This is a genomic window from Pseudogemmobacter bohemicus, from assembly GCF_003290025.1.
Taxonomy (GTDB): domain Bacteria; phylum Pseudomonadota; class Alphaproteobacteria; order Rhodobacterales; family Rhodobacteraceae; genus Pseudogemmobacter; species Pseudogemmobacter bohemicus.
Genome location: NZ_QNHG01000001.1, coordinates 887,336 through 908,673 on the forward strand (window position 1 = coordinate 887,336; position 21,338 = coordinate 908,673).

The 21,338-nt window shown below is 64.8% G+C and carries 22 protein-coding genes, 1 tRNA gene and 1 pseudogene; 3 read left to right on the forward strand and 21 right to left on the reverse strand.

The window, feature by feature from the left end; genetic code table 11:
- The first annotated feature begins 45 nt into the window (after nt 1-45).
- Complete coding sequence (locus DRF71_RS04260; protein WP_112309296.1) at nt 46-999, forward strand: ABC transporter permease; 954 nt, start codon at nt 46-48, stop codon at nt 997-999.
- 62 nt (nt 1,000-1,061) lie between these two features.
- Here the strand turns inward: DRF71_RS04260 and DRF71_RS04265 are convergent, their stop codons facing one another.
- The 7 genes from DRF71_RS04265 to DRF71_RS04295 form a co-directional block, all read right to left on the reverse strand.
- Nucleotides 1,062-2,000, reverse strand: a complete 939-nt coding sequence (locus DRF71_RS04265) for an AEC family transporter (protein ID WP_112309297.1) — start codon at nt 1,998-2,000, stop codon at nt 1,062-1,064.
- 21 nt (nt 2,001-2,021) lie between these two features.
- Nucleotides 2,022-2,825 (reverse strand): MBL fold metallo-hydrolase, encoded by an 804-nt coding sequence (locus DRF71_RS04270; protein WP_112309298.1) that lies wholly within the window; start codon nt 2,823-2,825, stop codon nt 2,022-2,024.
- The gene (locus tag DRF71_RS04275) at nt 2,822-3,658 is read right to left on the reverse strand and encodes a TatD family hydrolase (protein WP_112309299.1); all 837 of its coding nucleotides are present in this window, start codon (nt 3,656-3,658) and stop codon (nt 2,822-2,824) included. The genes DRF71_RS04270 and DRF71_RS04275 overlap by 4 nt, the downstream gene beginning before the upstream one ends.
- Before the next feature lie 31 nt (nt 3,659-3,689).
- The gene (locus DRF71_RS04280; RefSeq protein ID WP_112309300.1) at nt 3,690-4,823 is read right to left on the reverse strand and encodes a DNA polymerase III subunit delta'; all 1,134 of its coding nucleotides are present in this window, start codon (nt 4,821-4,823) and stop codon (nt 3,690-3,692) included.
- 131 nt (nt 4,824-4,954) lie between these two features.
- Nucleotides 4,955-5,611, reverse strand: coding sequence for a dTMP kinase (gene tmk / locus DRF71_RS04285; protein ID WP_112309981.1), 657 nt, complete (start codon nt 5,609-5,611; stop codon nt 4,955-4,957).
- Entirely contained in the window at nt 5,592-6,776 is a 1,185-nt protein-coding gene (locus DRF71_RS04290) for a D-alanyl-D-alanine carboxypeptidase family protein (RefSeq protein ID WP_112309301.1), read from the reverse strand. Before DRF71_RS04290 ends, tmk begins: the two co-directional genes overlap by 20 nt.
- Before the next feature lie 9 nt (nt 6,777-6,785).
- Nucleotides 6,786-7,967: an SPOR domain-containing protein gene (locus DRF71_RS04295; RefSeq protein ID WP_232831291.1), complete on the reverse strand. Its 1,182-nt coding sequence runs from the start codon at nt 7,965-7,967 to the stop codon at nt 6,786-6,788.
- A 558-nt stretch (nt 7,968-8,525) separates the two neighbouring features.
- On the opposite strand from DRF71_RS04295, the gene DRF71_RS04300 reads away from it, so the two are divergent.
- A tRNA-Ser gene (locus DRF71_RS04300) sits at nt 8,526-8,613 on the forward strand.
- Between the two features lie 141 nt (nt 8,614-8,754).
- Entirely contained in the window at nt 8,755-9,303 is a 549-nt protein-coding gene (locus DRF71_RS28410; RefSeq protein WP_232831293.1) for a hypothetical protein, read from the forward strand.
- On the opposite strand, the pseudogene DRF71_RS28415 reads toward DRF71_RS28410, so the two are convergent.
- The 14 genes and pseudogenes from DRF71_RS28415 to DRF71_RS04370 form a co-directional block, all read right to left on the reverse strand.
- Nucleotides 9,190-10,248, reverse strand: a pseudogene (locus DRF71_RS28415) (recombinase family protein); the annotation flags it as partial. The gene DRF71_RS28410 and the pseudogene DRF71_RS28415 sit on opposite strands and share 114 nt — an antisense overlap.
- The gene (locus tag DRF71_RS04310; protein ID WP_003052372.1) at nt 10,245-10,643 is read right to left on the reverse strand and encodes an HVO_A0114 family putative DNA-binding protein; all 399 of its coding nucleotides are present in this window, start codon (nt 10,641-10,643) and stop codon (nt 10,245-10,247) included. The pseudogene DRF71_RS28415 and the gene DRF71_RS04310, both read right to left, overlap by 4 nt.
- Nucleotides 10,640-10,993 carry a toxin-antitoxin system TumE family protein gene (locus DRF71_RS04315; protein ID WP_003052370.1) on the reverse strand — a complete coding sequence of 118 codons (354 nt, stop codon included), beginning with the start codon at nt 10,991-10,993 and terminating at the stop codon, nt 10,640-10,642. Before DRF71_RS04315 ends, DRF71_RS04310 begins: the two co-directional genes overlap by 4 nt.
- Nucleotides 10,990-11,304: a hypothetical protein gene (locus DRF71_RS04320; RefSeq protein WP_003052367.1), complete on the reverse strand. Its 315-nt coding sequence runs from the start codon at nt 11,302-11,304 to the stop codon at nt 10,990-10,992. Before DRF71_RS04320 ends, DRF71_RS04315 begins: the two co-directional genes overlap by 4 nt.
- Nucleotides 11,305-11,451: 147 nt before the next feature.
- Complete coding sequence (locus DRF71_RS04325; protein ID WP_030540344.1) at nt 11,452-11,670, reverse strand: DUF2274 domain-containing protein; 219 nt, start codon at nt 11,668-11,670, stop codon at nt 11,452-11,454.
- Nucleotides 11,671-11,672: 2 nt separating this feature from the next.
- Nucleotides 11,673-12,737: a TrbI/VirB10 family protein gene (locus DRF71_RS04330; RefSeq protein WP_232831295.1), complete on the reverse strand. Its 1,065-nt coding sequence runs from the start codon at nt 12,735-12,737 to the stop codon at nt 11,673-11,675.
- 10 nt (nt 12,738-12,747) lie between these two features.
- Nucleotides 12,748-13,521, reverse strand: coding sequence for a P-type conjugative transfer protein TrbJ (gene trbJ / locus DRF71_RS04335; RefSeq protein ID WP_112309302.1), 774 nt, complete (start codon nt 13,519-13,521; stop codon nt 12,748-12,750).
- Nucleotides 13,518-15,974 (reverse strand): conjugal transfer protein TrbE, encoded by a 2,457-nt coding sequence (gene trbE, locus DRF71_RS04340; protein WP_112309303.1) that lies wholly within the window; start codon nt 15,972-15,974, stop codon nt 13,518-13,520. Before trbE ends, trbJ begins: the two co-directional genes overlap by 4 nt.
- A 10-nt stretch (nt 15,975-15,984) precedes the next feature.
- Entirely contained in the window at nt 15,985-16,266 is a 282-nt protein-coding gene (locus tag DRF71_RS04345) for a VirB3 family type IV secretion system protein (protein ID WP_003052343.1), read from the reverse strand.
- Entirely contained in the window at nt 16,266-16,598 is a 333-nt protein-coding gene (locus DRF71_RS04350; RefSeq protein ID WP_003052341.1) for a TrbC/VirB2 family protein, read from the reverse strand. Before DRF71_RS04350 ends, DRF71_RS04345 begins: the two co-directional genes overlap by 1 nt.
- Complete coding sequence (gene trbB / locus DRF71_RS04355) at nt 16,595-17,530, reverse strand: P-type conjugative transfer ATPase TrbB (RefSeq protein WP_456300087.1); 936 nt, start codon at nt 17,528-17,530, stop codon at nt 16,595-16,597. The genes DRF71_RS04350 and trbB overlap by 4 nt, the downstream gene beginning before the upstream one ends.
- A 193-nt stretch (nt 17,531-17,723) precedes the next feature.
- Complete coding sequence (locus DRF71_RS04360) at nt 17,724-18,185, reverse strand: CopG family transcriptional regulator (protein WP_003052333.1); 462 nt, start codon at nt 18,183-18,185, stop codon at nt 17,724-17,726.
- Between the two features lie 10 nt (nt 18,186-18,195).
- On the reverse strand, nt 18,196-20,184 hold the full coding sequence (locus DRF71_RS04365; protein ID WP_112309305.1) for a conjugal transfer protein TraG: 1,989 nt from the start codon (nt 20,182-20,184) through the stop codon (nt 18,196-18,198).
- Nucleotides 20,185-20,368: 184 nt separating this feature from the next.
- Nucleotides 20,369-21,310 carry a LysR family transcriptional regulator gene (locus DRF71_RS04370; RefSeq protein WP_030540334.1) on the reverse strand — a complete coding sequence of 314 codons (942 nt, stop codon included), beginning with the start codon at nt 21,308-21,310 and terminating at the stop codon, nt 20,369-20,371.
- Between the last annotated feature and the right edge of the window lie 28 nt (nt 21,311-21,338).

Below are 21,338 nucleotides of genomic sequence, written 5' to 3' on the forward strand. Positions count from 1 at the left end.
CCCCCGGCGATCTCCGGATACGACACCACCTGTCAGGAGACAGACATGGCCCTTCCGACCTATGCCGACCCGCTGGAGCGCGCCTGGTATTACGCCTATATCGTGATCTGCACGCTGATCTTCATCTTCCTGATCGCACCGATCCTGGTGATCATTCCGCTGTCCTTCAACGCAGAGCCCTATTTCACCTTCACCTCAAAGATGCTGAGCTTTGATCCCGAGGGCTACTCCCTGCGCTGGTATAATGAGCTGGTGGTCAAGGGCATGCAGTCCACCGGCGCGACCGGCACGGCCTGGTGGTCGGATATGTGGCAAAGCTCCGTCTGGGTGAAAGCGGCGAAGAATTCGGTGATCATCGGCTTCTGGGCCACGATTCTCTCGACAGTGCTGGGGACGCTCGCGGCGCTTGGCCTCTCGCGCCCCGAAATGCCCTCCCGGCGGCTGATCATGGCGGTGCTGATCTCGCCGATGATCGTGCCTATCATCATCGTGGCGACGGGGATGTTCTTCTTCTATTCGAACCCCTGTTCGGTTATCGGCCTGACCTGCGGCACCGAAGAGAAACCCTGGCGCCTGACTTCGACTTATCTCGGCGTGATCCTCGCCCATGCTGCGCTTGGAATTCCTTTCGTGATCATCACCGTGACGGCGACGCTGTCGGGCTTTGATCAATCGCTGATCCGGGCTGCGGCCAGCCTTGGTGCCAATCCGCGCACGACGTTTTTCAAGGTGATCATGCCGCTGATCCTGCCGGGTGTGATTTCGGGCGCGTTGTTTGCTTTTGTGACCTCTTTCGACGAGGTGGTCGCTGTGCTGCTGATCGCCGGGCCAGAGCAGCAGACCATCCCGCGCCAGATGTGGAACGGGATCCGTGAGGCGATCAGCCCGGCCATCCTCGCTGTGGCGACCATTCTCGTGGTGATCTCGATCGCGCTTCTGACCACCATCGAGGTCCTGCGCCGCCGTTCCGATGCGATGCGCGGCGTGACGGGCCGCTGAAAGCGGCCCCGATTTCTATCAAGAAATCGGACCGGAGTTTTTGAAAACTCCGGTTCACCGCATCAGGGCAGAAGCTGTAGCCAGATCCAGACCGAGACGATCGAAAACCCGGTGCCGAACAGCACCGCCGAGGCATTCACCCGCTTTGCCACCCCATCCATATGGGCGAACATATAGGCATTGGCGCCCGGTGCCATCGCGGCAGTCAGGATCACCGAACGCAGGGCTGCATCGCTGATCCCGAAAGCGCCGCGCCCGATGCCCCAGGCTATGGCCGGATGGATCACCAGCGAGGTCACACAGACCATGGCGATGGTCCAGCGATCGCCCTCTGGCCGGTAGCGGTACAGCACCCCGCCCAGCCCGAACAGGGCTGCCGGCAGTGCCGCCAGCGCCAGCATATCCACCGCCGACCAGAGCGGACCGGGCAGCGGCACCCCGCTCAGATTGACCGCGAAGCCGAAGATGATCCCCAGCACCAGCGGCTGATGCAGGATCGCCCCCGCGATCTTGCGCGCAAGCCGCAGCGGAGACAGGCCCTGACCGCGCGTCCGCGCCCATTCCATCAGCGAGATCCCCAGCCCGTAAAACAGCGGCGAATGCACCGAGATGATCGCGAAATTCCCCGCCAGCGCTTCGGGACCATAGGCGCGCTCGGTAATCGGCAGGCCAAGCAGCAGCGAATTCGAGAACATCCCCGCGAAACCGATGGCAATCGCATCGGGGAGTGGCCTTTTGAACAGCCACAGCGCACCGGCGAAACAGATCGCAAAACCGGAAAACGCTCCGATATAGAAAGAGAGCATCAGCCCCGGATCATAGGCCAGCGACAGGTCCAGCCCCGCCACGCCGCGAAACAGCACACAGGGCAATGCGTAATTCTGCGCGAATTTCATCAGCCCGTCGATATGGCTGTCGCTGAACTTCCCCATCCGCGCCGCCAGCCAGCCGAATCCGATCACGATGAAAACCGGCAGGATAACGTCTAACAGGGCTGACATGTCTGGAACTCTTGCAGGGCCTCAGCCCGGGATGTCGTACTCTATGACCATGCCGTCAAAGGCCGGACGAATATGCGCCGGCAGCTCGGCGCAGAGCGTCTCATAATCAAGATCGAGATGCATATTGGTCAGCACTGCCCGTTCTGGCGCTGCGCGGGCGATCCAGTCCAGCGTCATCGCCAGATGGGCATGGGTCGGATGCGGTTTCCGGCGCAACGCATCGACCACCCAGCACTCAAGGTCCTGCAGATGCTCCCAGGCCGGCCCGGGGATCGCGACTGCATCGGGCAGATAGGCCAGCGGCCCGATCCGGAAGCCGAGCGCGTCGATGGTGCCATGTTCCGCGAGGAAGGGAATGAATTCGATATCCCCCCCGGCGCCAGAGATCACCACCGCGCCGTCAATCGTGTTCATCTCGAGGATCGGCGGATAGCTGCTGCCGGCCGGCTGGATAAAGGCATAGGCAAAGCGCGAGAAAAGTGCCTCCTGCGTCGGGCCGTCGGCCCAGACTGGCAGCCGGCGCTGCATGTTCAGCACCACCTGGCGCAGATCATCCAGACCATGCACATGATCGGCATGGGAATGGGTATAGATCACCGCATCCAGCGTGCCGATACCGGCATCAAGCAACTGATCGCGCATATCCGGGCCGGTATCGATGAGCACGCGGGTTGTGCCGCCGGTGCCGGTCCGTTCAACCAGCATCGAGCAGCGGCGGCGGCGGTTCTTCGGATTGGCCGGATCGCAGTCACCCCAGTTATTGCCGATCCGTGGCACACCGCCTGACGAGCCACAGCCGAGAATGGTAAAGCGCAGGCGGGTCATGGCTGGCCCCCGGCGGGGGGCGCGCCGAATGCAGCTGCCTTTGGGAACAGGCGGTCGAAATTCGCGCTGGTGGCGCTGGCGAATTCTGCCTCGCTCAGCCCGAAGATGCCGGCGCCGATCCGGGCGGTATGGGCGACATAGGCGGGCTCGTTGCGCCTGCCGCGATGGGGGGGCGGTGCGAGATAGGGGCTGTCGGTTTCCACCAGCACACGCCCGAGCGGGGCGCGGGCAAAGATGTCGCGGATCTCCTGGCTTTTCGGGAAAGCGGCGATCCCCGACATCGAGAGGTAAAAGCCCAGATCCAGCGCCACCTCGGCGAGGCGGGCGCCCGAAGTATAGCAATGCATCACGCAGCTATAGGGGGCGCGTTTCATCCCCTCGCTCAGCAGGCGCTCCATATCCTCATCGGCATCGCGGGAATGGATCACCAGCGGCAGACCAGAGGCTTGCGCGGCTGCAATATGGATTTGCAGCGAAGCGATCTGGGCGTTGCGGGTTTCGGGCGTGTAATGATAGTCGAGCCCGGTCTCGCCCAGGGCCACAAATTTCGGATGATCGCTCAGTGCGACAAGCGCTTCGGCAGAGATCGGCGGCTCTTCGGTCACATGCAGCGGATGGATGCCATAGGTGTAGAAAACGCCCGGATTGGCTTCGGCGAGGCCCTGGCACAACGGCAGCCGCGCGATCCTTGTGCAGATCGTCACCATCCGCGTGACGCCGGCTGCGGCGGCGCGGGCGATCAGCTGGTCGGTCTCCCCTTCGAAATCGGGGAAGTCGAGATGGCAATGGCTGTCGACCAGCTCTGGCAGCGGGGAGGGCATATCGGCGGGCATCCGTGTTCCGGTCTCGGTTCTGGCCGGCGTTTCAGCCGGAGGCGAGGCTTCCCGCCGTGGCGTCGATCCTCAGGAGGATATCCATGAGAAGCGCGGCAGGGTCAAGGTTGACCGATTTGCCGCGCCGGGCGCGCAGCGTCAGGCTTTGCGCGAGTTCCGCCCAGGGGCGGGCGGCGGCGGTATCCGGGGCGAGGCGGGTGAAAAGCGCAGCCTCGCCGGGGGCGGCCTCGGGTGGGGTCTCGCGCTTAGCGGCGGCGCGGGCGAGGCGGGAGAGCAAAAGCTCGATCTGGGTCAGAATCAGGTCGAAGCGTTCGCCCTGGCCGCGCGCGCCGGCCGCTTCGCTGAGCGCCAGCGCCTGGGGGCGGTCGAGGCGCGGCAGGCTGGACAGGAGCCGGACCAGCGCGGCATAGGTTTCCAGCCCTTCGAGATTGGTCAGGCGAAAGGCCTCACCCGCCGAGCCGCCGGCCAGTTCCGTAAGCGCGGTGACCTCGACCGGATCGGCGGCGCCACCTGCCTGGGTCAGCGCGTCCGAGAGCGCGTCAGGTGCCAGCGGCTGCAACCTCAGTTCGCGGCAGCGCGAGCGGATCGTCGGCAAAAGCCGCGCCGGCTGATGCGAAATCATCAGGAAAGTGGTGCCGGGCGGCGGCTCTTCCAGCAGTTTCAACAGCGCATTGGCGGCATTGGGGTTCATCTCATCGACGCTGTCGACAATGGCGACGCGGCGGCCGCCATCGGCGGCAGAGAGGGAGAAGAAGCTTTTCATTCGCCGGACCTCATCGACCGTGATCACCTGCGAGATGGCATTGCGCTTTTCATTGGGGGCGCGGCGCAAGAGGAAGAGGCGCGGCTCGGCCAGAGCGCGCATGCGCCGGGCGATGGGGCTGTCAGGATCGGTGTCGAGCGAGGCGGGCGGCTCTGGCGCGCCGAAAAAACCGCCATCGGCTTCGGGTGCGGTCAGGAGGAAGCGCGCGATCTTCCAGGCGAGGGTGGCCTTGCCCACGCCTTTCGGGCCGGTCAGCATCCAGGCGTGATGCAGGCGTCCGTGATTCCAGGCGTCGAGGAAGCCGTCTTCGGCCGGCTGCTGGCCGAAAAGGGTCGCGGTTTCGCGCGGATGCGGCGCGCCCTCGGTGCGGTCGGGTTCCGGGAGATCGGGATCTTCAGCCATGGGCTTTCTTCGCATGTCGGGCCGGCCGGGGGAAGGGGCCGCGCTGCAGGAGATCCCGCATGCGCGGGCGGGGGCGCTGCCCCCGGCTTTGCGCGGGCGGGCCCGCACAAAGCGCCCCCGGAGTATTTTCGTCAGGGGGAAGGGGGAAGGCCGGCCGCGATGGTCTGGCGGATCCTGGCGGCGATCTGGTCGGGCTCGGCATCGCCGTCAATCACCCGGAAGCGGGCGGGATTGGCCAGGGCCAGGGCGAGAAAGCCGTTGCGGGCGGCGGTCTGGAAGGCGAGGCCCATATCCTCGAACCGCATCTCATGGCCCTGGCGGGCGGTGGCGCGGGCAAGGCCGGTCTCGGGGGAGAGGTCGATCAGGATCGTCAGGTCGGGCTCGATCCCGATCATCAGGGCGTGGAGCCGGTTGACCGTATCGGTCAGATCGCCGCGGGTCAGGCCCTGGAAGATGCGGGTGCTGTCGGCGAAACGGTCGCAGATCACCACCTCGCCCCGCTCAAGCGCCGGGCGGATGGTTTTCTCCAGGTGGTCGCGGCGGGCGGCGGTGAAGAGGAGGATCTCGGTCTCGGCCGACCAGCGGTCGGTGGCGCCTTCGAGCACGAGGCGGCGGATTTCCTCTGCGCCCGCAGAGCCGCCCGGCTCGCGGGTCAGGGTGACAATGCGGCCTTCGGCACGCAGGCTTTCGGCAAGGCGCCGGGCCTGGGTGCTTTTGCCGGATCCGTCGATCCCTTCGAAGGAGAGGAAAAGGCCCGTCAAGCCGCGCTCAGCTGGCAGGCGCGGCATCGCCCGCGACATAGGTATTCCACAATATCTCCGAGGTGACCGTCAGGCGGCGCATGAAGCCCGCTTTGGCGACGGGCGCTTCGGCGACCAGCGGCACACGATTTTCCGGCAGGCCGGGGACGCGGACGATCAGCTCGGCCAGCTTTGCCCCGGCCTCGATCGGGGCGGGGATCGGGCCGCTATAGACGACCGAGGCGTCGATACTGGTGGTGCCCATTGTCGGCACCAGCAGCGTCAGATCCTGCGATGCCACCAGTCCGACCATGCCAGCCTCACCCATGAAGACCTCGGCCTCGGCGACCCGGTTGCCTTGTTTCACCACGGTTTTCGCAGCGAACTGGCGGAAGGCCCAGTTGACGATGGCCTCGGATTCCTGGGCGCGGGCGGCATCGGTATCAAGGCCGGTAATCACAAAGACCACCCGGCGCCCGTCATCATGCACCGCCGAGCCGACAAGGCCGAAGCCTGCCTCCTGGGTATGGCCGGTTTTCAGACCGTCGGCCTTCCAGTCGCCCCCTTTGATCCTGAGGAGCGGGTTGCGGTTCTCGCTGTTCGAGGGAACGCGGTCCTTATAGACAAAGCCCGTCATGCCAAACATCGGATAATATTCGGGAAATTCCTCGATCAGCCGCACGGCGAGGATACCCAGATCCTGCAGGCTCATCCGCTGGCCCGGGTCCGGCCAGCCCGAGGAATTGGCAAAATGCGACTGCATCATGCCCAGTTCGCGCGCGCGGTCGGTCATCAGACGGGCGAAATTCTCTTCCGATCCGGCCATGCCCTCGGCCACGACCACACAGGCATCATTGCCGGAATTGATGATGATCCCGTACAGGAGTTCCTCGATACTGGGCCGGTCATCGGGTTTGACGAACATTTTCGACCCGCCCATCTTCCAGGCCTTTTCCGAGACCGGGAAAGTGTCGGTCATCTGCATCCGGCCCGATTTCAGCGCTTCGAACACCATATTGATGGTCATCAGCTTTGACATCGAGGCGGGCGGCAGCGGCTCGGAGGCGTTTTTGTCCAGCAAAACCGTATGGGTGGTCACGTCATAGATCCAGGCGGCGCGCGCCTGAGTTTCAAAGGCCTGAGCCGGCGCCAGCGCGGTCACGACCACCGCGAAAGCGTATTTCAGGGAATTTGTAAGCCGTCTCAGGGGCATGGGATCGTCCTATTTCAGCATATAGGCATCGGCAAAGCCGGCGGATTTGATTTTTTTCAGCGTGGCCGCATCGCCTTTGGTAAAGACCGACCAGTAATCCTTACCCTGCGAGCTTTCCTTGCGGACGGTGGCGGTGACGCCGGCTTTGGCCAGCTGGTCGCGGGCGCGGGTGGCATTGGCCTCTTGCGAGAAGAAGCCGATCTGGATCGAGCGTCCACTGGTTGCGGCAGGGGCTGCTGGCTTTGCAGCCGGGGCAGGGGAGGCGGGTTTTGCGGCTGTGGCGCCTGCGGCGGCGGCCCCTGCTGCTGCGGGGGCGGCATTGGCCGCCATACCACCGGCGGCAGTGCCTGCCTCTGCGGCGGCCAGCGTGGCCTCGGCCTGTTTCGCGGCCTCTTCCGCCTCACGTTTCAACTGACGTTTGGTCTTTTTCTTGGCCGGTTTGGCGGGATCGGCCGCAGGCGCCGCCGCAGTGGCCGCCGTCGGGGTTCCGGGGGTGGCCAGCGCCGTGGTGGTGACTCCACCCGCTTCCACCGCCCCGGCCGTCACCGGCGCATTGGCAACCGCAAGGCTTTCATTGCTGTCGAGCACGGGCTGATCTGGCGTCGTCTCCTCGGCCTCTTCGCGCCGCAGCGCGGTGACCGAGAGCTTCGCCGGCTGACCAGCCAGCAGGCCAAGCGCATCGGCCGCATCAGACGAGATCTGCAGTTTCGGACCGGGATTGTCGACCTCGCGCCGGAACAGGGCGCCGATGACGAATTTGCCATTGGCCTGATTGCGCATGATCACGCGCTCCGGATCGGTCACATTTGGCGAGGCGACCCATACGCCGCCCAGCGAGGGCCGCCCGTCCCAGAGCGCCTCCTCGGTGACCTGGAAGACCTGCGGCGCCTCGACATCGCGCTCGACGATTTTGGTCGAGCGTTTAGGCTTTGCCGCCGTGGAAGCTCCGGCATTGCCGGCTCCGGGCGAGGATTTGAACGGGCCGGTACCAGGTTCGCAGGCCGCAAGCGCCAGCACGGCGCCGGTTGCAAGAAGCGCCCGGAAAAGGCGCCCGGAGGTCGCGGTTCTGCCCATCCCGCCAGAACCCGGTGCAACAGTCGGCCCTGCAGCCGCGCGGGTTGTTCCTGCCGGTTCCGGAAAACCGGAGGCAGCCTTCGAACCCTGATCGACCGGCTGTTCACGTCTGCTCATTTCCGCCCTCATTCGCGCCAGGCGCGGTCTCTGATGCCGCGCTTCAAATTTGTTTTCAGGCGCGCGCATCAGACGGTCTGCCGTCTGCCGGAATCTCTCTGGCCAGCAATGGCAGGCCAGCGTGGATCTGGCCTTCAGCCCTTCGGGGCCGTCCCGCTGGCGGGAATGTCTGTCTGCGGTGCCTGTCTGCTCTTTTGCGCGTCAGTATAGCCAGAGGTCTCCGCTATGGAAAGAGCCGAGGCTGAACCGCCCTTCACGATCAGCGGAGAACGACAGTGCGGCGGCACTGCTGAAATTAACCTATAAATTACAAGGTTGTGAGTGCTGATCGCGCGAAGGCTGCCGGCCCCCGAAGCCGGATCAGCCCCGGTCACGCGCCATATTCACCCCCGCTGGCCCGCTCGGGCGATGCACCGGCGCAACAGTCTGGAACAGGCGGACGGGCACCGGGTCTCTCTGCATGAGGGCCACAAATCGGCTTGGAAATCCCCGCGCCAGTCAGTAAGCAGGAGCTGCGCGGCTCGGGGCAGGAAAACCATCCTCTTCCCCGGATCCCGAGGATGAGTGGCCGAGTGGTTTAAGGCACTGGTCTTGAAAACCAGCGAGGGGCAACCCTCCGTGGGTTCGAATCCCACCTCATCCGCCACTTTGGAACCCCTCTGGGCACGCCAGCCACCGCCGATTGCCGCACTTGGCCAGCAATAAGCGTCCTTAGCAGCTCCGTCTTCGATCCCATGATGCGAATTGCGTCGTCGGCGACCTCGACACGCTGCGCCAGTGAGCGCAGATGATCCCGCCGATAGCCGCCCTCGCTGCCCCGGATGCGTTCGCGTGCGCGACGCGCAAATCCCCGGATCATGGTCGGGGTGATGGCGCTGTGGCCGGGGCTGTCGAGCAAGGCTTGCGCCCGGTCGGCGTCGGCCCTGGCCTGATCGCGGATGACCTTGAGGCCGGCGATGCGCTCCTTGAGCGCCGGGTCGTCAAGATCGGCGACGCCCGCCTCGATGGCGTCGTAGAGGCGCTTGAGGCGCAATTCCGATTCGGTCGCGCGCCGCTCCAGTTCGGCGATGTGCTGCCGGCGACGCTCGGCCTGATCGTCGCGACGGCCGAGCACGGTGCCAAGCAAGTCCTCCAGCCGGTCGGCATCAAGCAAGCGTTCCTCGATATGCCCGACCACCATGCGGTCGAGCTTATCCATCGGGATCGCGCGGCCCTTGCAGCCGGTTTCGCCCTGACGCGCCTTGATCGAGCACGCATAGTAGCGATAGCGGCCACCCTTGCCGGTGCGAATGGTCATCGCGCCTCCGCAATTGCCGCAATAGCAGATGCCGGTTAGCAGCGTCGGCCCGATCACGACGCGCGCGGGCAACTCGGTCTTGGGATTACGGGCCTGCAAAAGCTTCTGCACCGCGTCGAACGTCTCCCGCTCGATAAGCGCCGGCACCTGAACGGTGATAACCTCGTCTTCGGGCTTCACCTCTCCCTTGTTGGAACGGCGATTGAACCGATGCTCGCCGATATAGGTGCGCCGGGTCAGGATGCGGTGAACCTGACCGATGCCCCAGCGCCCGCCGTCGCGCGTGAAGATGCCTTTGCCATTGAGATATTTGACGATGGCCTTCACGCCCATCTGGCCGGATGAACCTTCACCCTCCAGCGCAAGGCGATAGATGAGCCGGATCGTCTCGGCGTGCAGAGGGTCGATTTCCAGCTTCTTCTTGACCTTCGCGCCGCGCTGCTCGGCTGCGACGACGCGGTAGCCGATGGGCGGCAGCGAGCCGTTCCAGAAGCCTTGCCGGGCGTTCTCCTTCAAGGCGCGCAGGACGTGCTTGGCGTTCTCCTTGGACTGGTATTCGTCGAATAGCGACATGATCCGCCGCATCATGTCGTGGATCGGATCGTCGCCAAGCTCCTGCGTGATCGAAACCAGCTTCACGCCGTTCTTCGCCAGCTTGCGGTAATAGAACTCCATTTCAAATTCGTCGCGGAAGAAGCGTGAGAAGCTGTGAACCACGACGACATCGAACGATGCCGGCTTGGCGGTGGCAGCCTCTATCATCCGCTGGAACTCCGGGCGGCGGTCGTTGGTCGCGCTGTTGCCCGGCTCCACGAATGTTTCGACAAGCTGATAGCCGCGCGCCTCGCAATAGGCTTCGCCCTGGCGCTTCTGGTCGGGGATCGACACGTCATGCTCGGCCTGCCGAGTGGTGGAGACGCGCAGATAGAGGGCGGCGCGCAGCGTGACGTTGGGATTGTGGACGGTGGGACTATGGACGTTCATTGCCGGCCTCCTGCCGCCTTGCGCGGCCCTGCGCGCTCGGTCAGCGGCAAGTCTAGTTCTACTCGGTCGTGGATGACCCTGGGCGTGAGCTTGCGGCCTTCGCCCTTCTCCATGCGGACAAGGCCGTAACTGGCCATCCGTTTCAGAGTGCGGGACAGGTTGGACTTGGCCCGGCCGGTGATCTCGGCCAGTTCCTCCAGCGAACCCGGCGCTTGCTGGTCGATGACGCGCAGCAATTCGCGATTGCCCGCCGACAGCACCTTGGCGAAGGATTCCATTGATGTGAACCACACCTTCGGATCGCCGGGCGCGGGCTTTTCCTCGCCCTTGGCAATCCGCATGGTGCGGGCCTTCATTTCTTCGTAGCCGGCAATCCCGACTTTCAATGTGGTCATGTTACGCCTCGCTCCTTCAACACCGCGTCCACCGCCTGCCAGAAGTCGGCCAGCAGCGTGGCCGCATCCTCGTAGGCGTAGGGCTTCACGGTCTGGAGGCGGTGCCGATGGTCCATCGGATCGCCGCGCCTGCCTCGGCCGACTGGATGGGCGTTGTCGAAGCCGACCAACCGTTCGCCCGAAGGCCCGTGAAGCGTGAGCGAGTAATCGAGGCCGTGCGGCTTCTCCGGCGATGCCGGAACGCGGGTGACGATGAACTTCACCCAATGGCCGCCCTCGGGATCGACAACGAGCACCTGGCCGTCGAGGTCCAGAAGCGTGTCGAGGTTCGGATCACGATCCTCGCTCATGGCTTTTTGTTATCAGATGAGGATAACTTTGTCAATCCTGCCAGGGGTGGAAGTGGGCCGAACATCTCGTCGAAGACATCGGCAAACCATCGCTCGAATACCTGAATCTCTGCCTCGGTGATCGGCACTTTCTCCGGCCAGTCGTCGATGACGGGCAGCTTCTCCACGTCGAAGGCATCGGGCGGGCTTCCGCGCGGCGGGCTGATGCGCGGCGCGGGATCGTCGTCATAGTCGTAAAGGTCATCGGGAAGCGTCTGCGGAGCCGGCTGTCGTGGGCGGCCCCTTTGGGTATGGCGGCGTCTCGCGCACATGGAATCCTCCGTGGTTCGTTGCTGGATTCCGGGTGGCTGGAAGCCCCGGAATTAGGCGAAGCATGGAGGGGGATCGGCGGCCTGTAGCGTGCCGCATTTGCGCTCACGCGCTGGCGGCACCCCTGCTGTCGGGTGCCGCCAACTAGGTTAGCTGGCCGCGCGGCGGGCCTTCTGAAACTCTCGATCCGTGGCGAGGAAGCGTTCCAGCATCGGCACAATTAGCTTTTCCGGCTCTATCGGCGGCTGTCCTGCCCCTGCCAACAAGCGTCCATAAAGTTGCAAATCTCGAAAGAGTGTCGCGGGCAATTCGCGTGACACCTTAACGGGCTTGTCGTCGGGCAACGTGCCGAGTTTCAGCTTGCTCATGGTCAACCTCTGTATGGTTCGAGCACAAGGTCGCGGGTGACGATCACGCGGACGGGGAAGCCCGGCCTGATCGTGAGCGTCGGCGCAACCTGCAACTGGCGGCGGATGATCTGCTGGCCGGCGTCGTTGATGGTGTCCTGCGCCCCGTCGCGGATGGCGCGCACAAGGCGGTCCTCGTCGCTGACGGCCAGCTCCGTGCCGACCGCAAGTAACGTCGAAAGGCCGGCGGCCTTCGCCAAATCCCACCAATGATAATCGACGCCATCCTCAAGACCGGCGTAGCCCTGGCTATCCGCGCCCGGCTGGCGCTCCAGAACGATAGAGCGGCCATTGGGGAGGATCAGCCGATTCCAGACGAGCAGCACACGGCGCTGGCCGAACTGAACGCTATTGTCATACTGCCCGATGATCCGCGTCCCCTGCGGGATCAGGAGCAGGCTGCCGGTCGGGCTGTCATAGATGTGCTGCGTCACCTGGGCGGTGATCTGGCCCGGAAGATCGGAACGGATGCCGGTAATGAGCGCAGCCGGGATCACGGCCCCGGCCTGGAGCACGAAGGGCGAGGCTGGAGCCATGACGCGATCCGACGACGTGGTGCGGCGATCGACGGGTGCATTGAGGAACGCAAGCTGCTTGTCCTGCGCGGTCTGCTGGCCGGGTTGCCCTGTCAGGCCGGCAAGGTCGAGGCCGGGAAGTCCCGGCGTGGTCGCGCCGCCCGGCGTTGCGGCCGGGCTGCCGGTGCGGGCCTCGGTCTGGAAGAACACGCGGCTGACGCGCGCGGCTTCTTCCTCGGCAAGCCGGCGTTCCTCGGCGCGATCCACGGGCGGCGTGGTGATCGTCGGCGGCACGACGGGCTGGCCCCTGTTCTGCGCATCCAAGATGGGTCTGCCGAGGTCGCCCGGCAGCGGCGGCCCCAGGACCGGGCCGGTATAGTCGCGCGGCAGGCCGGCAAGACGCGGCGGTGATGCCGGCGCGTCTTCCTTGCGGGTCATTTCGATGGCTGTCGCCGTGATGGCGATGGCCACGAATACGATTGCGCCCAGCCGGGCCAGCATCTTGCCGTCCATGGCCGCGCCCTCAATTGCCGTTGTTGAACATTTGCGCGTTGCCGGGCTGGTAGCCGTTGCCGGGCGTGAGGAAGCGACGGCGCTGCTCGCGCCCCTGTTCGGCTGCCGCTGCGCGTTCGGCCTCGGTCAGCGCGCCCGCCCGGCCGTTGGCTGCTAGCAACGCAACAAGGTCGGAAAGCTGCTGCGACTGGAGGGCTAGAAGCTGGTTGCCGGCTTGCGTCGCCTGGAGCGCGCCGGTCGCGTTCTGGCTCTGGCCGACCAGCTCCGACATCTGCGTGCGGTTGCTGTCGATGTTGCCGACTACGCCGGCCTGAACGCGCATGGCGTCCTGCAAGCCGCCTACGGTGTTCTGCCAGCGCGTGCGAGCGTTGGCGACGAGCTGCTGATCCGTCGCCGACATCGACACGTTGCCGTATTGCTGCTGGAACGCCTGGTCGATGCGCTGCACGTCGAAGGCGATGTTCTGCGCCTGGCTCAAAAGCTGCTGCGTGCGCTGGACGTTCTGTTGAAGCTGCTGGAGCGACGAGAACGGCAGGCTCGCCAGATTGCGCGCCTGGTTCATCAACATCGTCGCCTCGTTCTGGAGCGACGTGATCTGATGATTGATCTGCTCCAGCGTGCGCGCGGCCGTGAGGATGTTTTGCGCATAGTTCGACGGGTCGAAGACGATCCTTCCGAATTGCGCATGTGCCGGCGTCGCCAGCATGGGCGAAATCGCGAGCGGCGCGGCGAGGACCGTTGCGGCCATGACGATGGCGCGCGAGCGGAAAAGACGAATGGTCATGGTTGGGACTCCTTTTCGGTTTGGGGGATCAGCGTCGGGAAGTTCGGAAGAAGATCGACGGCCCAGCCGACATCGCGGGTCGTGAGCCAGGCCGCGAGAAAGCCGTCGCGGCCGTGTTCGGCGACGATCTGCGCAATGAGTGTCTGATCGGATTTGGCGGATGCGGCGCAGAGCGCGAGGCCGATTTCGGACAGGCCCAGCTCGAATAGGCGATTGCCGCGCCGCGACTGGCAGTAGTAGTCCCGCTTCGGCGTAGCGCGGGCTATCAACTCTATCTGGCGGTCATTGAGGCCGAAGCGCCGATAGATGGCGGTGATCTGCGGCTCGATGGCGCGTTCGTTCGGCAAAAGCAGCCGCGTCGGGCAGCTCTCGATGATCGCAGGCGCAATGTTGCTGCCGTCGATGTCGGACAGGCTTTGCGTGGCGAAGATGACGCTGGCGTTCTTCTTGCGCAGCGTTTTAAGCCACTCGCGGAGCTGGCCGGCAAAGCCTTCATCGTCGAGCGCAAGCCAACCCTCGTCGATGATGAGCAGCGTCGGCCGCCCGTCCAACCTGTCGCCGATGCGGTGAAACAGGTAGGCCAAAACGGCGGGCGCGGCTCCCGTGCCGACAAGTCCCTCGATCTCGAACGCCTGCACGTCGGCCGAGCCGAGATGTTCGGCTTCGGCATCGAGCAGCCGGCCATAGGGACCGCCGACGCAATACGGCCGAAGGGCTTGTTTGAGGTCGTTGGATTGCAGCAGCACCGCGAGGCCGGTGATGGTGCGTTCCCCGATTGGCGCGGAGGCAAGCGAGGTCAGCGCCGTCCAGATATGTTCCTTCACCTCCGGCGTGATCGTCATGCCTTCGCGCATGAGGATGGCCACGATCCAGTCGGCGGCCCAGGCGCGTTCATAGGTGTCGTGAATGCGGGCGAGCGGCTGGAGCGATACGGAAGCGTCGGAACCTTCGGTCAGGCCGCCGCCTAGGTCGTGCCAGTCGCCGCCCATTGCGAGCGACGCGGCGCGGATGCTGCCGCCGAAATCGAAGGCGAAGACTTGGCTGCGGTCGTAGCGCCGGAACTGGAGCGCCATAAGTGCGAGCAAGACGGACTTACCCGCGCCTGTGGGGCCGACGACGAGCGTATGGCCGACATCGCCGACGTGAAGGGAAAACCGGAACGGGGTCGAGCCTTCGGTCTTTGCATAAAGCAGAGGGGGCGCACCGAAATGCTCGTCCCGTTCCGGCCCCGCCCACACCGCTGAAAGCGGGATCATGTGGGCGAGATTCAAAGTGCTGATGGGCGGCTGCCGGACGTTGGCGTAGGCGTGGCCGGGCAAGCTGCCGAGCCATGCGTCAACCGCGTTGACCGTCTCCACCATGGCGGTGAAGTCGCGGCCCTGGATGACCTTTTCGGCCAGCCGCAATTTCTCGTCGGCAATCCTGGGGTCCGCGTCCCATACGGTGATGGTGGCGGTGACGTAGGCCATGCCGGCGACATCGGCCCCAAGCTCCTGCAAGGCCATGTCGGCGTCGGCGGCCTTGTTGGCGGCGTCCGTATCGACGAGAACGGATGCCTCGTTGGTCATCACTTCTTTCAAGATCGCGGCGATGCTTTTGCGCTTCGCGAACCATTGTCGCCTGATCCTGGTGAGCAGCTTCGTCGCGTCGGTCTTGTCGAGCAGGACCGCGCGCGTGCTCCAGCGATACGGGAAGGCGAGCCGGTTCAAGTCGTCGAGCAGGCCGGGCGTTGTCGCGGTGGGAAAGCCGGTGACGGTCAGGACGCGGAGATGCTGGTCGCCAAGGCGCGGCTCCAGCCCGCCGGTCAACGGCTGGTCGGCGAGCAGCGCGTCGAGATAGATCGGCGTTTCGGGAACGCGGACGCGATGCCGGTTGGTCGAGACGGTGGAATGGAGGTAGGTCAGCGTTTCGCTGTCGTCGAGCCACCGGCAGGACGGCATGAAGCCGTCGAGCAATGCGAGCACGCGGTCGGTGCGGTCGATGAAACCGCGCAGCACTTCATAGGGATCGACGCCGGATTGCTCGCGGCCTTCATAGAGCCAGGTTTCGGCGCGGGCGGCTTCCTCGGCCGGGGGCATGTAGAGGAAGGTCAGGAAATAGCCCGACACGAAATGCGCGCCGGCTTCCTCGAAGGCGGCCTTGCGCTCGGCGTCGAGCAAGGCCGACGCGGGATCGGGAAAGGTGCTGTCGGGATAGGTCGCGGCCTCGCTGCGCTGCGCCTCGACGAAAATCGCCCAGCCCGATCCGAGACGGCGGAAGGCGTTGTTGATGCGACCGGCGACGGCGACCAGCTCGGCCGCAACGGCGGAATCCAAATCGGGACCGCGAAACCTGGCCGTGCGCTGGAATGAGCCGTCCTTGTTCAAGACGACGCCAGAGCCGACCAGCGCGGCCCAGGGCAGAAAGTCGGCAAGGCGACTGGCGGTGCGGCGATATTCGGCGAGGTTCATCATGGCCACGCCCTCACGCTGCAAGGTTTGCGGGGATGCGCAGATGCCGCCGCCCCACCTCGACAAAGAGCGGGTCGCGCTTCGCCGCCCATACGGCCGCGAAATGGCCGATGGCCCATATGGCGAGGCCCACAAGCCAGAGGCGCAGGCCAAGGCCCACGGCCCCGGCGAGAGTGCCGTTCATGATGGCGATGGAGCGCGGTGCGCCGCCGAGCATGATGTGCTCGGTCAGCGCCCGATGGACCGGGACCGAAAATCCCGGCACCGCGTCGAGTTGTTCGAGGACGGCGGCCATCAAACGAGCGCCCCGCCGCCGAACGAGAAGAACGACAGGAAGAAGCTCGATGCCGCGAACGCGATGGACAGACCGAATACGATCTGGATCAGGCGACGGAAGCCGCCCGACGTATCGCCGAACGCCAGGGTCAGGCCGGTTGCGATGATGATGATAACGGCCACCACCTTGGCAACCGGCCCTTCGATGGATTGAAGGACTTGTTGAAGCGGTTGCTCCCACGGCATTGACGAGCCGGACGCATGAGCGGCCGGGGCGAGGATCATGCTGATGGAAACAGCGGCGGTTGCGGTCGCCATGGTGCGGTAGCCGCGCGAAAGCGTGCGGATCATTTGGGTTCTCCTGTGCTGTTGGGGATTGCGGGGGTGATGCGGTAATCGCCGTCCGGCCCCAGCCCTTCGACGCGGGCGAGTTCGGCCAGCCGGCGCGCGGAACCGCGCCCGGAAAGGACGGCAACAAGGTCGATGGTTTCCGCGATCAGAGCGCGCGGGACCGTGACGACAGCCTCTTGAATGAGCTGTTCAAGGCGACGGAGCGCGCCGATGCCGGTGCCGGCATGGATGGTGCCGATGCCGCCCGGATGGCCCGTGCCCCAGGCTTTGAGTAGGTCGAGGGCTTCCGCGCCGCGCACCTCGCCGATGGGGATGCGGTCGGGGCGCAGGCGAAGCGAGGACCGCACTAGATCGGATAGCGTCGCCACGCCGTCTTTCGTCCGCATGGCGACAAGGTTGGGCGCGGCGCATTGCAGCTCGCGCGTATCCTCGATGATGACGACGCGATCCGCGCCCTTCGCCACCTCGGCGAGCAGCGCATTGGTCAGCGTCGTTTTGCCGGTGCTCGTGCCGCCCGCGACAAGGATGTTCGCACGCGATGCGACGGCGGTGCGCAACGTCACGGCCTGGTCGGCGGACATGATGCCGGCAGCTACATAGTCATCGAGGCTGAACACCGCGACGGCGGGCTTCCTGATCGCAAATGCCGGTGCAGCGACGACGGGCGGCAAAAGTCCCTCAAACCGCTCGCCGGTTTCGGGAAGCTCTGCCGAGACGCGCGGGGATCGCGCGTGAACCTCTGCGCCGACGTGGTGAGCGACAAGACGGACGATGCGTTCGCCATCGGCCGGCGACATCGTTTCGCCCGTGTCGGCCAGCCCTTCGGAAAGTCGGTCGATCCAGATTCGCCCGTCTGGATTCAGCATGACCTCGACCACGGCCGGGTCTTCCAGAAACCGGGCGATGGCCGCGCCGAGCGCGGTGCGCAACATGCGCGCGCCGCGCTGTATCGCTTCCGGCTTATGGTGTGTGGATGTCATATCGGCCCCGATTCCTGACGGGGCGCGACAGACCGTCCCCGCAACGGGGTCGATTAAAGGAGCCTGAAATCAGGCTGATTCAACAAGTATCGAAGAGGATGCGGTGATCGGCGGCTATCGGCGGCGAATAGGACGGGTTGGAAATTCAGGTTACGCTGCCATCGGCCTCGAACTGATCTTGCGATGGACTATCGGGAAGCGAATCGACATCGCGCGACAACTCTTTGAGGAACCTGTCGCCGGTCGCAAGACGCCGGCCGAGCGTCTGCATGAAACCCTCGAACCGTTCGGCACCTTTCGCGCGGGCGGCGGCCTGCGCGCTCTCCGGCAGCGGCGGCGTGGCGGAAAGCCAGATGTTGACGAACAGCGAGACGGTTTCGCCGAGCACGGCAAGATCCTCGTCGAGCGCGTGGATCTCGCGGCCGAGCTTGTCGAGGCGGCGCGACATGGCCGCCTCCAGCCGATCCGAACTGTCGCCGGACAGGAAGGAAGCGACGGCTGCCTCGACGATGGCGGATTTCGACACTTGGCGGCGCAGCGCCAGCGCCTCGACCTGGGCGAGCAAGTCCGGGGCGAAATAGACGTTCATGCGGGTTCGGGTGGTCATGGGCGTATCCTCAAAGCTCGATGCCGTCGCCGGGGTCGAGCGACGCTTGCCGCGCGACCATCCGCATACGCTGGCGCAGCGCGCGGGCTTTGGCGGCGTCAACGTCCGGTTCATCGTCCAGAATGTCGAACTCCTGTTCGGGCGGACGTGGCGGCGCGACGATTTCCTCATGCTCCGGCAATTCCGGCTCGCGGCGGATGCCGGCATTGGCCGGATCGCCTTCGGTCCCGCCAGCCGTGGCCTGGGCCGCTGCTTTCGTCGCCGCGACGATGCGGCTCGACCAATCGTCGGATGACGGGTTCGCGGCGGCGGGATCGGCTGCCGGATCGGGCGGGGTCAGGATGCGTTCCATGAACCGCGCATCCTCGAAATAGCGGGCCTTGGTCGCGCGGATGGGCGGCGTGCCGGCGACCATCACGATTTCGTCGCTCGGCGGAAGCTGCATCACCTCTCCAGGCGTGAGCAGCGGCCGTGCCGTCTCCTGCCGCGAAACCATCAAATGCCCTAGCCACGGCGCAAGCCGGTGGCCGGCATAGTTGGTAGAATCGCGCAGCTCGGTCGCGGTGCCGAGCGCATCGCTGATCCTTTTCGCCGTCCGCTCGTCGTTCGTCGCGAAGGCGACGCGGACGTGACAATTATCCAATACGCTGTTGTTCGCCCCGTAAGCCTTTTCGATCTGGTTGAGGCTCTGCGCGATCAAAAAGCTTTTGAGGCCATATCCGGCCATGAAGGCGAGCGCGGATTCAAAAAAATCCAGCCGGCCGAGCGCAGGAAACTCGTCGAGCATCAACAGCAGCCGATGCCGCTTGCCGGACGTGTGCAATTCCTCCGTCAACCGCCTGCCAATCTGATTGAGGATCAGGCGAATGAGCGGCTTGGTGCGGTTGATGTCGGACGGCGGCACGACAAGGTAGAGGCTGACCGGCTTCTTGCTGCCGACAAGATCGGCAATGCGCCAGTCGCACCGCGCCGTGACGCGCGCCACGACGGGATCGCGATATAAACCCAAGAACGACATGGCGGTGGACAACACGCCGCTGCGCTCGTTCTCGCTCTTGTTCAACAGCTCGCGGGCCGATGACGCGATGACGGGATGAACGCCGGCTTCGCCCAGGTGCGGGGTGTCCATCATCGCGCGCAAGGTCGCCTCGACGGGGCGCTTCGGATCGGAAAGGAAGCTGGCGACGCCAGCCAGCGTCTTGTCGGGTTCGGCATAGAGAACGTGCAGGATTGCGCCGACAAGCAGGCTGTGGCTCGTCTTCTCCCAATGGTTTCTTCGATCCAAGCTCCCTTCGGGATCGACGAGAATATCCGCGATGTTCTGCACGTCGCGGACTTCCCATTCGCCCTGGCGCACCTCCAGTAGCGGGTTGTAGGCCGACGACTTCGCGTTGGTCGGATCGAATAGTAGGACGCGGCCATGCTTCGCCCGGAAGCCGGCAGTCAGCGTCCAGTTTTCTCCTTTTATGTCGTGGACAATGCAGCTTCCCGGCCAGGTCAGCAGCGTGGGAACGACAAGCCCGACGCCCTTTCCGCTGCGGGTCGGCGCGAAGCAAAGGACATGCTCGGGGCCGTCATGGCGCAGATAGTCGCGTTCGCGCCGGCCGAGCACGACGCCATCCGGGCCGAGCAATCCGGCCGTGCGGATTTCCTTGTCCTCGGCCCATCGTGCCGATCCATAGGTGGCGACGTTGCGCGCCTCCCGCGCCCGGATGATCGACATCATGATTGCGGCGGCGATGGCCATAAGCCCGCCCGACGCTGCGATGACGCCGCCCTCGACGAAAATCGAAGGTGCATAGGCGTCGAAGGCATACCACCACCAGAACAGCGCGGGTGGGTAGTAGATCGGCCAGCCGGCCAGCTCGAACCATGGATTGCCGAGCTGCGCCTGAAAGCCGAGACGCCATGCGGTCCATTGCGTCGCCGCCCAGGTCATCACCAGAACGATGGTGAAGACGACGGCGATCTGACCCCAAAGGATTCGGCCTCCGCGCATACAGGCTCCAGTCGGAAAAAGAGACGGAGCCGATCAGAGAGTAGGCAATTATGGGACAGGCAACAGTAAAGGTGGAGCGGGAGGGCTGTCGGATACTATCGGCGGCAAATAGGACGGGTTGCGTCCACTCATTGTCTGCGCGGATGTCTGTCGCGGGAAGACCGTAACGAATCGCGGACGAGACTCAATCCGCCGGGATAGTTCGCCCCATTTCTCTTGCGAGGGTGAGCAAATTGCGAAGCGCCGCGCTACAGTTGAATGGCGACCAGACGGCCGAGAAAGGAACCGGCTCCGGTTCGTCCGCGACCGGAAGGAAAGTAACGTCGGAAGTTCGTAGCAGCGACGTAGCCGCGCCGACGATGGTGACGCCGAAGCCCTGTCCGACCATGGAAAGCAGCGTGCCGCGCTCGACATCGAAGCGTTGGATAGATGATGCCGGCCAGCGTCCGGCAAGGCGCAGCACGATATGGTCATGGACTTGTGGGCCGGTGCCGCCGTGCCGGGCAAGGAACGTCTCGCCCGCTAGATCGGCCCAGGTGACGGCGGCTTGCTTGGCGAGCCGATGCCTATCCGGCAGCGCGGCGACCAGCGGTTCGGTCCATATCCGCCGCGTGTGGCAGTCGGGTAGCTCGGGCGTGCCTGCCATGAATACGATGTCCAGACGGTCGGCGCGCAATTGCATAACCGCATCGCGTGCCGTGCCTTCCGTGATCTCGACTTCGATGCCGGGATAGTCTTCGCGATACTGTCCGATCAGTCCTGCGAGGAAGCTGCGAGGGATCAGGGCATGGACGCCGATGCGCAGGCGTCCGCACTCTCCTGACGCCGCCATGCCGGCGGTCTTCACGGCATGGTCGAGTTGATCGACGCCGGCCGCAACATGCTCGACGAACTGGCGACCGGCCTCTGTCAGCCGGACGCCTCGCGCATGGCGCTCGAACAGCAAAACGCCAAGGTCTTGCTCCAGCGTCTTCACGCGAGCACTGACGCTCGACAGGCTGACGCCGAGTGCGTTCGCAGCGTGCCGGAAGTTCAGATATTCGGCGACGGCGAGCGTTTGAATGAGGGACGCGAGGGGAATGCGTGAACCCAACGAGGTCGGCACTCCCCATTTGCGGTCGATCATGGGTGTTGAACGCCGCCGCCGCACCGTT